This is a genomic window from Streptomyces sp. WAC04114 (genome assembly GCF_019733245.1).
GTDB lineage: Bacteria > Actinomycetota > Actinomycetes > Streptomycetales > Streptomycetaceae > Streptomyces > Streptomyces massasporeus_A.
Genome location: NZ_JAIGQA010000235.1, coordinates 1 through 10,843 on the forward strand (window position 1 = coordinate 1; position 10,843 = coordinate 10,843).

Genomic DNA, 10,843 nt, shown 5'->3' on the forward strand with positions numbered 1-10,843 from the left:
CCCACCGTGCCCCTGCGCCCCCTCCCCCGCGGCCGGCGCACGCGCCGCATCTTCACGGTCGTACGCCGGGGCAGCACCCGGCACCCCGCCCTCCTCGCGTGCCGCGACGCCCTGCGTCACCCGCCCGGCCCGCGCTCCCGCCGGACCTGATGCGGCACAGCCCGCCTTCGCAGCCGCACCTGAAATACCCCCTGGGGTATTCCTGTTATGGTGAATGACACATACCCCCGGGGGTACTCACCGTACGAGAGGAGTCGCAGTCGTGTTCTTCGTCGACACCCTGGAGTTCGAGGGCCTGGGCAACCGCGGCTATGTGGCCGGCGGGCCCGGTGCGGCGGTGGTCGTCGACCCGCCGCGCGACATCGATCAGGTCATCGCCACAGCCGCCCGGCGCGGGGTGCGCATCGCGTACGTCGTCGAGACACACGTGCACAACGACTACGTCAGCGGCGGCCTGGAGCTGGCCCGGGTCACCGGCGCCGCCTACCTGGTGCCGGCCGGGGCGCACGTCTCCTTCGACCGCACCCCCGTGGCCGACGGCGACACCGTCACGGTCGACGAGGGTCTGGCGCTGCGGGCGCTCGCCACCCCCGGACACACCCCGCACCACACCTCCTACGTCCTGGAGGAGGACGGGCACGGCGTGGCGGTGTTCACCGGCGGGTCGCTGCTGATCGGCTCCGTGGGCCGCCCCGACCTGGTCGAGCCGCGGCTGACCGAGGGGCTCGCTCGCGCCCAGCACGCCTCGGCACACCGCCTGGCCGACGAGCTGGACGACGACGTTCCGGTGCTTCCCACCCACGGATTCGGCAGCTTCTGCTCCTCTACGCAGGCCACGGGCGAGGCGACCACCATCGGCCGCGAGCGCGGGACCAACGACGCGCTGACCAAGGACGTGGACACTTTCGTCGCCGAAATGCTCGCAGGGCTGGACGACGTGCCCGCCTACTACGCGCACATGGGCCCGGCCAACGCCGCCGGCCCCGCACCCATCGACCTCACACCGCCCCGGCGCGCGGACGGCGAGGAGATCGCCTCCCGGCTGGCCGCCGGCGAGTGGGTGGTGGACCTGCGCAGCCGGGTGGCCTTCGCCGAGGGGCACGTGGCCGGCTCGTTCAACTTCGAGGGCCGCGGCCAACTCGCCACCTACCTGGCCTGGCTGATCCCGTGGGGCAAGCCCGTCACCCTGCTGGCCGACACACCCGAGCAGCTCGCGGACGCGCAGCGGGAGCTGGCCCGGGTCGGCATCGACCGCCCGGCCGCGGCCGCGAGCGGTGACCCGGCCGACTGGGTCCGCGCCGGTGACCGGCTCGTCTCCTTCCCCCGCGCCCGCTTCGCGGACCTCGCCGCGCTGCGCGAGCGGGGAGAGCGGGTGGTGGTGCTGGACGTGCGGCGCGTCGCCGAGCGCGCGGGCGGCTTCATCGAGGGCTCGGTGCACATCCCGGTCCACGAGCTGCACGGCCGTATCGGCGAGGTGCCGTGCGGGACGGTGTGGGTGCACTGCGCGGGCGGCATGCGCGCGGCGATCGCCGCTTCCCTGCTGGATGCCGCGGGCCGTGACGTGGTCGCCGTCGACGACGGCTTCGACGCCGCCACCGAGGCGGGACTGCCCCTGGCCCGCCCCGGCGACGCCGCCTGACCCTCCCGCCCCGAACCACCCGCACGGAGTGATCCACGATGTTCCCCTTGCCGCGCCGCACCCCGGGCCGTCCCGGCCCCCACGAGGCTCTGCCGCGGGCCGTCAGCGGCTCTGCCGCACTGCTGGATGTCCGCGAAACGCCGGAGCGGAGAGCCGGGCATGCGCTCGGCTCCCGGCACGTGCCGGGAGTCCACCTGCCGGCAGGGGCGCAGCTTCCTTCCCTCGCGCGGGGCGGGCCGGTGGTAGCGGCCTGCCGCTCCGGGCCGGTCGCCGAGCTGCCGGCAGGGCAGGACGTCGAGGTCGTCGACGTCGTCACCGCCGGCATGACCGTACGGGCCCATGAGCGCCCTCGGGTCAGCTGTCAGGGCGGCAGCGGCGGGGTCATACGGTGAGCGCGCTGATCCTGGCCCTGGTCGCCGGGGCGGTGGTCGGGCTCGCGCTCGGCGCGCTCGGCGGCGGTGGCAGTGTCCTGGCGGTGCCCGCGCTGATCTACCTGCTCGGTTTCACCCTGGCCGCGGCCACCACCGCCGCGCTGATCATCGTCACCGCGACCTCGCTCACGGCCCTGTACGCGCATGCCCGCACCGGCAACGTCCGCTGGAAGGCCGGCACCCTGTTCGCCGCGGCCGGGCTGCTGCCCGCCGCCGTGGCCGGAGCCGTCGCGGCCCGGCTGCCGCAGCCGGTCCTGACCGCCGCGTTCGCCGCCGTCGCCGCGTTCGCCGCCGTCACCATGCTGCGCTCCGGTGGCCCCGCCGCCGGTCCGGAAGCCGACGGTGTGCGGCCCGCCAGGGCCGCCGGCACCGGAGCGGGGCTCGGGGCGCTGACCGGGCTGCTCGGCGTCGGCGGGGGTTTCCTCGCCGTCCCCGCCCTGGTCACCGTGCTGGCCTTCGAGATGCAGGCCGCCGTCGGCACCAGCCTGCTGGTCATCTCGGCGAACTCTCTCGCCTCCCTGACGACCCGTGGCGCGACCACCGCGGGCATCGACTGGGCAGTCACCGGCCCCTTCACCGGCGCAGCGATCCTCGGCGCGTGGGACGGCAAACGCCTGGCCGCCAAGGTCACCGGCGGACTGCTGCGACGCGCCTTCGCCCTCGCCCTCCTGGCCGTCGCCGCCTTCATGCTGGCCGACGCCCTCACCTGACGGGCCGGTCCGCCGTCGACACGGACGTACGGCTCAGGCTCACGCCAGAGAAAGGAACAGCTTCTCCAGACGCGCACGCATCTGCTCCCGGTCACCGGAGGCGGCCATGTCCGCGTCGGTCAGGCAGTGCTGCAGACCGGTCGCGATGATCGCGAAGCCCGCCTTGTCCAGGGCCCGGGACGCCGCCGCGAGCTGCGTGACCACGTCCTCGCAGTCCCGCCCCTCCTCGATCATCTTGATGACACCGGCGATCTGCCCCTGGGCCCGGCGCAGCCGGTTGACCACGGTCTTCAGTTCCTCGGCAGCCATCGCCAGTTCCACAGCCCACACTCCCTCGCGAAATACCCCCACGGGTATCCTACCGAAGGGATGCCCCCCCGAGTAAAGGAAAGTCCCCCCGTGACACCCATCATCGCCCTGACCGCCGACCAGGCCCGCACCCGCCTCCACGAACTGACCGTCATCGACGTCCGCACCCCCGGCGAGTACGCCTCCGGCCACCTGCCCGGCGCCCACAACATCCCCCTCGACCACCTGGACGCCGCGCTGCCCTCGCTGAGCGCCGCTGCCGAGCGCGGCGAACTCCTCGTCGTGTGCGCCTCGGGCGCCCGCTCGGCCACCGCCTGCGAGCGCCTGGCCGAGCAGGGGATCAACGCCGCCACGCTCACCGGCGGCACCACCGCCTGGACGCAGCTCGGCCATGACACCCACCGCCCCGCCGGCTCCCGCTCTCCCTGGGCCATGGACCGCCAGGTCCGCCTCGCCGCCGGTACCCTCGTGCTCACCGGCCTGCTCGCCGGACAGCGCTGGAGCGCTGCGCGTGTGCTGTCCGCGGGTGTGGCCGGCGGCCTGGTCTTCTCCGCCGTGACCAACACCTGCGGCATGGCCAGGATGCTCGCCCGGCTCCCCTGCAACCGGCCCGCCGCCATCGACCTGGACGCCACCCTCGCCGCGCTGAAGGGCTGACTGGACGGCGGGTCCTACGACGCGACAGGCCGGTCGGTTCCCCTGCCGTGCGGCACGGTGGCAGGGGAACCGTCGCGGCTCGCTGCCGCTACCGATCGACAGCGAGCGTTCCGGCATGGACGCGGGGCCTCTTCACGTGAGGCACCGCAGGCGTCAGTCCACGATCACCCCGGCACGCACCGACGGGGCCCACCCTGCGAGTTCGCCGCCGAAGTTGCCCTCGACCTCCGCCTTCTCGGCCGCGTTCGGATACGGGTTCGTGCACGAAGTGCCCGCGCTGGAACCGGACATCAGACTCGAGCACGGTCCCGGCTTGCGATCCGGCAGGCCCAGGATGTGCCCGAGTTCGTGCGCGGAGATGCGGATCGTGTTGTAGCCCTGATCGACGGCCTGGCGCCCGATGTACACGGTGCCGTTGCCCAGGGTGGTGGGCAGAGCGCGCGGCCAGCCATTGTCCGCGAGAACCCGGATGTTCGCCCGCTGGCCGGCGGCCACCGGTCGCAGCTCGACGGCATCGACACTCTCGTTCCAGATCGCCGCGCCCCGGTCGACGGCACTCTTGAACTCGGCGGAGCCACTGGCGTCGTAGGTCACGACACGGGCGGCCAGTGGGGCGTGCGGCGCGTGGGGGACGGCGGCCGCGACCTGGCCACCCGTCAGGGACAGGGACATCAGACCGGCAACGGCGACGCCTCCGGTCAGCAGGCGGACGTGCATGATCGACCTCCTTGTGGGGGAAGGGCAGTCGTGCTCATGACATTCCCTAGCCCATTGCCCGGCCGGGTCATCCCTGAATCCTCAGGCAGCGGCCGCCACCGAGACGCCGATGGCGATGAACAACCAGCCGGTGGTCAGCTCCCAGCGCCTGCGGATCTCAGGCCGGGCGAGCAGGGCTCCCAGTCGCGCGGCGACCGTGACGAGGGCGAACCAGTAGGCGACGCCGATGAGGATGTCCAGCATGCCCAGGAAGAAGATCTGCTGCGCCATCGGCCGGTTCCCGTCGACGAACTGCGGAAGGACGCTGAGGAAGAACAGGGCGGCCTTCGGGTTGAGCACGTTGGTGAGCAACCCCTGAGTGAAACCGCTGCCAAGACGTCCCTCGGCGCACCCGCCCTCCTCCCGGGCGTCGGATGTGGTCCCGTTGGCGTGGTGCCTTTTCCGGGCGATACGGCGAGCGGCGAGTACCGCCCGCACGCCGAGATACACGAGGTAGGCCGCCCCCATCAGCCGGATCCCGTCGTACACCGCGGCTGAGCGAGTGGCGATCACCGTGAGGCCGGCCGCGGCGGCCAGCATGTGCACACACAGCCCGGCCTGGGCTCCCAGTGCCGCGGCTCTGCCCTTCGATGGATCCTCGGCAGCCGATCTGACCACCACGAGGAAGTCCGGACCCGGCACCACATACGCCACCAGCACAACGCCGAGGAAACCGAGCAGGTCGACCGCCATCCGCCCTCCACTTCTGCGCGCATCCCGAAACCGCCTGCGACCGGAGGCCGTTGACACGCCTTCGTGCACCGGCACCGAGTACCCCCGTTCGGGCCGCCCGGACAGTCCGGCAGCCGGAGCCGGGCGTGGACCGGAGCCAGGGACGCGTGTGCTCACCGGCGTTGACCTCGTACGCACGGCACCAGCACAATCTGCGGGGCCGCGTCACCCGCCGGCGAACAGGGGGATTCATGTGCAAGGAATCCGGCGCCGCCCGTGGACGTTCTGACCCGGTCGCTGTCCGCGGAGGCCATCGCGGCCTGGGACACGCCGGCTTGGCGTGCGCTGCCCGACGAGGTGGTCGACGCGATCGTCGCGCCTCCCGACCACAGGCTGCGGTCGGCCGCGCGGGTCTTGGCCCGCCCCGCGGAACCCAACGTGCGTCACCGACAAGGCACGCGGCTTGTCACACATGCTCATTCAGAAGCTCTTCTGCCACCAGTCCCGCGGCCGGCGGCTGGAAGCGTGCGCGGCCGTAGGCGCTCGCCCTGCGGTCCGAACATGACCAGGTACTCAACGGGACCGCCGGGGCCGGCGTTCGCCACCCCGTGCGGGGTGCGGGTGTCGAACTCGGCGACGTCCCCGGCGGTCAGGATGAGGTCGTGGTCGCCGAGCGCGAGCCACAGCCGCCCGTACAGGACGCACAGCCACTCGTGGCCGTCGTGGGAGACCTGACGAGGCCTCGCGGGCGGGTCCTCGAGGGCGGGCAGGACGTGCTTGTGGGCGTGCAGGCCGCCGACGTACCGGGTCAACGGCAGCACCGCCTTGTCATCGCCGAAGCTCAGCGGCGCCCTGGCGCGCGGCTCGGCCGCGGGGACCGGCGCGGTGCCGGCCAGCTCGTCCAGGGAGACGCCGTACTCCTTCGACAGCCGCAGCACCACCTCCAGGGTGGGCTTGCGCCGGCCGGTCTCGATCCGCGACAGCGTGCTGGTCGAGATGCCGGTCGCACAGCTGACACCGGCGAGCGTCGCGCCATGCCGCTCACGCGCGGCCCGCAACCGGGGCCCCATCGCGGCCAGCGTGCCCTGCACGTCGTCGACTGCCACCTTCCCGCTCCCTCTTGCCCTGCCGCTCCACCGCCATGTCCTGCGAGTTTGCCAGAATGGCATGGCCGATCGCGCCGGGCGGGTGCCGCGCCGCATGATCGATGGGCAGTCGCCTCCGCCCGCGATCCGAGGAGAAGCCCATGCAGCCCGAGCCGACCGCCGAGCTCCGCCACCGCACCGTCGAGGCCCCGGCCGGACGCCTGCACCTGGTCGAGCAGGGCGCAGGCCCGCTGGTCCTGCTCGTGCACGGTTTCCCCGAGTCCTGGTACTCCTGGCGCCGCCAGCTCCCGGCGCTCGCCGCGGCCGGCCACCGCGCTGTGGCGGTCGACGTGCGGGGTTACGGCCGCTCCTCCAAGCCGGAGGCGACCGACGCCTACCGGATGCTCGACCTGGTGGAGGACACCGTTGCCGTCGTGCGCGCCCTCGGCGAGGAGAACGCGGTGGTCGTCGGCCACGACTGGGGCTCCAACATCGCCGCCGCCTCCGCCCTGCTTCACCCCGAGGTCTTCCGCGCCGTCGGCCTGCTGAGCGTCCCCTACGCGCCACCCGGCGGCCCCCGCCCCACCGATGTCTTCGGCCGGATCGGCGGCCCCGAGCAGGAGTTCTACGTCTCCTACTTTCAGCAGCCCGGCCGCGCCGAGGCGGAGATCGAGCCCGACGTGCGGGGCTGGCTCGCGGGCTTCTACTCGGCCCTGTCCGCCGACACCATGCCCGCCCGGGCTGAGCCCGACCCGCACTTCGTCGCCCGCGGCGGCCGGCTGCGCGACCGCTTCCCCACGGGGGTCCTCCCGGCCTGGCTGAGCGAGGACGATCTCGACGTCTACGCCGGGGAGTTCGAGCGCACAGGGATGACCGGCGCGCTGAACCGCTACCGCAACATGGACCGCGACTGGGAAGACCTCGCCCCGCACCGCGGAGCCCCGGTCAAGCAGCCGTCCCTGTTCATCGGCGGTGCCCTGGACGCCTCCACCACCTGGATGTCCGACGCCATCGACGCCTACCCCGCCACCCTCCCCGGCCTGTCGGCCTCCCACCTCTTGGACGGCTGCGGCCACTGGGTCCAGCAGGAGCGCCCCGACGAGGTCAACCGCCTGCTGACCGACTGGCTCGCCACCCTCCAGGGGTGAACCGGGCAGGCCGGCTGCGACGGCTGTCCGGACGTCCCCTAGTAGTCGAGATCCAGGTAGTCGATGTCGTTGATGGCCACGTCCGACAGGTCGATCGCGCGCGTGCCGCCGTCCTGGAAGTACACGTCCTTGAAGCCGTCCGCGATGATCTGCCGCATCTCCTGGTCTCCGGCACCCGCGTCGCGCGCCTCGAACAGGCGGCGGGCGTGGTCCGGCGTGAGGTGCACGGTGAGGCGGCGGAAGCGGCCGTCGTCGGTGGTGCCGATCGGTGCCGTGTAGCCGAACCGGGCCCGCGTCTCCACGGTGATGCCGCCCGTGGCCTCGGCCTGCCTGCGCCGGCGCTTGCGGACCTGGGGCTGCCAGCGGGACCGTACGGCCGTGTCGATCCGCTGCCGGATGTCCTCCGGGGGATGTCTGCGTTCACCCGTGCGGTAACGCTCCACCGACCGCTGGCTCACCCCGAGCTCCGCCGCCACCGCCCGGGTCGTCTTGAGCTGCCTCACCAGGAAGTTGATCCGGCCCTTGAGGGTCTTGGGCGGTTCCCGGGTGAAGGCCTCCTGGTCGGCGCGCTCGATGGCGTCGTCGATCTCTCCCACGGCGTCAGTTCCCTTCGGGGGCCGGGCCGTCGTGGTGGCGACCGGGCTGATGCGCGCTCACGGTCACGGCCCTACTCTCCTTCGTCGAGGACGGCGTCGCCGCCCTTGATGTGGCGGGCCGGGTTGTAGCCCTTCTCCATCAGGTCCACTGCCCAGAGCATCTCCTGGACGCCTTCCGGTTTCGCCAGGCCCGGGCTGGGGCCGAGGCGGAAGCCGCCGGGCTGGGGCTTGCCGGAGGCCGCGTAGGGCAGGAAGTCCAGCGGGCTGGGGCCGGGGCTGGGGTAGACGACGCAGTCGGACAGCACCGCGAGCGGGTACAGCCCGGTCAGCTTCGCCATGTTCAGCAGTTTGCGGTGCATGTTGACCCGGGCCTTGGAGATGACGGCGGCGCGGATGTCGGGGCGCCAGGTCGGGCGTTCCAGGGCCGGCCAGCGCTCTCCGTCCCGGTAGCGACGGCCCTGGGGGCGCTCACGCAACTTGCCGATGCCGCCCTTGACGGTGGCCTTGATCGCCCCGAGGACCGCGGCGAGGACCGGATCGGCCTCCTTGTGCCGCTCCATCGCCGCGAGGAAGGCACGGTCGTCGAGGTCCCGGGTGACGCCGAGGTCGGCGAGGGTGTCGAGGTAGGCGGTCTTGAGCCGGTCGTGCCAGGGATCCAGGTACGCGCCGGTCTCCCGCCGCAGGTACGCCTCCAGTGGCTGGACGTTGTAGCCGAGTTCCTGGGCGTAGGCGACGGTGTGGGTCTGGTACCACGCCGGGCCGTCGGGCCGCGCGCCGGTCGGTGTGAACGGGCTGGGCAGGCGCGGATCCAGCTCCACGTGGGAGAGGTCGACCAGCCAGGAGCCCGGGATCTTCGGGTTGAACTGCGGGCCGTGGAAGTGCTCCGGTGCCGACAGGCCGACGGTGAGCCGGGCGGCGGCGGCGAGGAACGCGGTGTTCAGGTCCAGGCCGACCGCGTAGGGCAGATGGCACTCCTCGTCGCTCAGCAGGTCGACGTCGCGCACCCACTGGTAGGCCTCCTCGTTCAGGAAGCCGCCCTTCCAGCCGGAGCCGACGACCACGGGATGTTCCTGGGTGGCCTCCGGGGGCGCCGGGTCCATCGGTTCGGTGCCGAGGCTGCCCGGATTGTGGCCGGGGACCCAGTTGCCGGTGGTCTCGTCCCGTACGGCGCGGGTGGGCGGGCGCAGGGCCGTCATCAGTTCCAGGCCGGAAACGGCGGTGGAGCCGCGCGGGGTGATGACGCGCCGGGCGTAGACGCCGAGGACGCGGGCGATGTCGGCCGGCTCCATCTCGGCGACACCGGGCCAGGACCGCTCGTCGAGGGCGTCCCAGGAGAGGACGGCCAGCTGCACGCACTGTCGCCGAGTGCCCTGCGCCGTGCGGTAGATGCGCGCCCAGGGGCCGAAACCGCGCTGGGTGAGCTGCCACTTCGCCTTCTTCACCTGCTGGACGACGGGGTGGTCGTCGGGCAGGCGCAGGTTGCGGCGCTGCTCGTGGCCCTCCAGGCGCTCCGGCAGTCCGAGCTTCACGGCGGCCGCGGCGGTGAGGACGATCAGCGGGTCGGAGTCCTTGCCGTTGCGGTGCAGGCGCGCGGCACCGACGCCGGACTCGTGCAGCGCCCACTCCGCCAGCTCCGGCACGGAGGTGGCGGGGCAGTCGAGGACGATGCCGTCGACGCCGTACGCGGAACCGTCGGCGTCCAGCACGGCCAGCGGGCCGTGCGGGAAACGCGCGTCGGACACGGGCTGCGGGGCCTGCTTCGCCGGGCGCCTCGCCGACGGCGCCGGGCGGCGGGCGGCGGTGCGCTCCGGTACGGCCGGGGTGACGGGGGCCTTCGGGGGCGCGACGCTCCGCGGCTCCGGGCCCTCGGCCGCGGGCGGGACGACGACCGTCTCGGGCGCCTCCGGCCGGGAGGGGGCGGGCACGCCGTGCGCCGGGTACTTCTCCGACCAGCCGCGCAGCAGGCGCTGGTAGGCCTCCAGGCGTGGCGACTTGGGCTCGGAGCGGCCGTTCTCGTAGTTCTTCACCGTCTGCGTCGTCGTCTTCAGCGCCTGAGCCAGGCGGGCCTGCGTGATGCCGGCGGCCTCGCGCAGCCGGGCCCGCTCGGCCGGGGGCGGGAGCTGCGGCTCCTCCTCCAGCAGCGCGTCCACGCTCGCGAACAGCTCTTCCTCGGATGCCATGTCGGTCTACCTCCCTCCCGGGAGGCTACCAAGGCTTATCCCGCCACTTAACCCGTTCCCTTAACCCGTATGGATGACCTGTCCGCACGGTTCCGCATCAAGGTGATGTCGTCCACCGAGGGGCTGTCGTGGCCCAGGCGGTCTCCCACGCCACGAGGTTGTGGTGCCGGATGACGCGGTGGACCGTGCCGTAGGCGACGGCTGCCGCGACGTGGACGCCCAGGACGGCGATCAGGCCGGAGCCCAGGGCACGGCTGCGGACCTGATCGGGCCTCAGGGGCGGATCGGTGAGTTCTCCGTCCATGTCGGCCCAGACGCCGAGGGTGGTGCCCCTGGGCAGGGCCGGCCGGGCATCGGCGTGGGCGGTGTGGGTGCGTCCGTGGGGGTCGGTGAAGCGGACCTTGGTCGGGTAGCGGGTCTGTCTCGCCTCCGCGGACCCGGGTTCGGGGTGGCTACGGGCATCCTCCATGAGGACCGCGGTCGTGTGGTGCCGGGTGGCGGCCTGATGCTGTGCGGTGCGGGCGTAGTGGCGGTGGGCGGCGCCCTGGGCCTGGAGGCCGGCTTCGGCCGCAAGGTGCGCGGTCTGAAGGTCACCTCCGACGAACTGCCGGACTACATCGAGCGCGTCCTGAAGCGGTTCCAGGCCGAGCGCGAGGACGG

Annotated in this window: 12 protein-coding genes; 5 read left to right on the forward strand and 7 right to left on the reverse strand. The window is 73.0% G+C overall.

From position 1 onward, the window contains the following. Window positions 1–262 precede the first annotated feature (262 nt). Genes K4G64_RS35755 through K4G64_RS35765 form a run of 3 tightly spaced genes read left to right on the forward strand, consistent with a single transcriptional unit; the run spans window position 263 to window position 2,780 of the window. The gene (locus K4G64_RS35755) at window positions 263–1,639 is read left to right on the forward strand and encodes a rhodanese-like domain-containing protein (protein ID WP_221760057.1); all 1,377 of its coding nucleotides are present in this window, start codon (window positions 263–265) and stop codon (window positions 1,637–1,639) included. 38 nt (window positions 1,640–1,677) lie between these two features. Further along, window positions 1,678–2,031, forward strand: coding sequence for a rhodanese-like domain-containing protein (locus K4G64_RS35760; protein WP_221760058.1), 354 nt, complete (start codon window positions 1,678–1,680; stop codon window positions 2,029–2,031). Continuing rightward, entirely contained in the window at window positions 2,028–2,780 is a 753-nt protein-coding gene (locus tag K4G64_RS35765) for a sulfite exporter TauE/SafE family protein (RefSeq protein WP_221760059.1), read from the forward strand. The genes K4G64_RS35760 and K4G64_RS35765 overlap by 4 nt, the downstream gene beginning before the upstream one ends. Before the next feature lie 39 nt (window positions 2,781–2,819). Here the strand turns inward: K4G64_RS35765 and K4G64_RS35770 are convergent, their stop codons facing one another. Continuing rightward, window positions 2,820–3,101, reverse strand: a complete 282-nt coding sequence (locus tag K4G64_RS35770; RefSeq protein ID WP_018845516.1) for a metal-sensitive transcriptional regulator — start codon at window positions 3,099–3,101, stop codon at window positions 2,820–2,822. Between the two features lie 78 nt (window positions 3,102–3,179). On the opposite strand from K4G64_RS35770, the gene K4G64_RS35775 reads away from it, so the two are divergent. Next, window positions 3,180–3,746 (forward strand): rhodanese-like domain-containing protein, encoded by a 567-nt coding sequence (locus tag K4G64_RS35775; RefSeq protein ID WP_221760060.1) that lies wholly within the window; start codon window positions 3,180–3,182, stop codon window positions 3,744–3,746. A 153-nt stretch (window positions 3,747–3,899) separates the two neighbouring features. Here K4G64_RS35775 and K4G64_RS35780 read toward each other — a convergent pair whose 3' ends face one another. The 3 genes from K4G64_RS35780 to K4G64_RS35790 form a co-directional block, all read right to left on the reverse strand. Beyond that, window positions 3,900–4,463, reverse strand: a complete 564-nt coding sequence (locus K4G64_RS35780; protein ID WP_221760061.1) for a snapalysin family zinc-dependent metalloprotease — start codon at window positions 4,461–4,463, stop codon at window positions 3,900–3,902. Window positions 4,464–4,544: 81 nt separating this feature from the next. Next, window positions 4,545–5,195 (reverse strand): LysE family translocator, encoded by a 651-nt coding sequence (locus K4G64_RS35785; protein ID WP_221760062.1) that lies wholly within the window; start codon window positions 5,193–5,195, stop codon window positions 4,545–4,547. Between the two features lie 455 nt (window positions 5,196–5,650). Further along, window positions 5,651–6,280 (reverse strand): helix-turn-helix domain-containing protein, encoded by a 630-nt coding sequence (locus K4G64_RS35790; protein WP_221760063.1) that lies wholly within the window; start codon window positions 6,278–6,280, stop codon window positions 5,651–5,653. Between the two features lie 140 nt (window positions 6,281–6,420). Between K4G64_RS35790 and K4G64_RS35795 the strand changes: the two genes are divergently transcribed. Further along, a complete protein-coding gene (locus tag K4G64_RS35795) occupies window positions 6,421–7,407 on the forward strand; it encodes an alpha/beta fold hydrolase (RefSeq protein WP_221760064.1) in 987 nt (328 codons plus the stop codon). A gap of 38 nt (window positions 7,408–7,445) precedes the next feature. Here the strand turns inward: K4G64_RS35795 and K4G64_RS35800 are convergent, their stop codons facing one another. The 3 genes from K4G64_RS35800 to K4G64_RS35810 all read right to left on the reverse strand — a co-directional run bounded on the left by K4G64_RS35800 (window position 7,446) and on the right by K4G64_RS35810 (window position 10,652). Further along, window positions 7,446–8,003 (reverse strand): XRE family transcriptional regulator, encoded by a 558-nt coding sequence (locus tag K4G64_RS35800; RefSeq protein ID WP_221760065.1) that lies wholly within the window; start codon window positions 8,001–8,003, stop codon window positions 7,446–7,448. 71 nt (window positions 8,004–8,074) lie between these two features. Beyond that, window positions 8,075–10,183, reverse strand: a complete 2,109-nt coding sequence (locus K4G64_RS35805) for a helix-turn-helix transcriptional regulator (protein WP_221760066.1) — start codon at window positions 10,181–10,183, stop codon at window positions 8,075–8,077. Between the two features lie 97 nt (window positions 10,184–10,280). Further along, window positions 10,281–10,652, reverse strand: a complete 372-nt coding sequence (locus K4G64_RS35810; protein WP_221760067.1) for a hypothetical protein — start codon at window positions 10,650–10,652, stop codon at window positions 10,281–10,283. Window positions 10,653–10,843: the final 191 nt, after the last annotated feature.

What these genes read in the sequence shown, in the direction of transcription:
- K4G64_RS35780 (WP_221760061.1), bottom strand. Translation starts at nt 4,463, where the DNA reads ATGCACGTCCGCCTGCTGACCGGAGGCGTCGCCGTTGCCGGTCTGATG.
- K4G64_RS35785 (WP_221760062.1), bottom strand. Translation starts at nt 5,195, where the DNA reads ATGGCGGTCGACCTGCTCGGTTTCCTCGGCGTTGTGCTGGTGGCGTAT.
- K4G64_RS35795 (WP_221760064.1), top strand. Translation starts at nt 6,421, where the DNA reads ATGCAGCCCGAGCCGACCGCCGAGCTCCGCCACCGCACCGTCGAGGCC.
- K4G64_RS35810 (WP_221760067.1), bottom strand. Translation starts at nt 10,652, where the DNA reads ATGGAGGATGCCCGTAGCCACCCCGAACCCGGGTCCGCGGAGGCGAGA.
- K4G64_RS35805 (WP_221760066.1), bottom strand. Translation starts at nt 10,183, where the DNA reads ATGGCATCCGAGGAAGAGCTGTTCGCGAGCGTGGACGCGCTGCTGGAG.
- K4G64_RS35760 (WP_221760058.1), top strand. Translation starts at nt 1,678, where the DNA reads ATGTTCCCCTTGCCGCGCCGCACCCCGGGCCGTCCCGGCCCCCACGAG.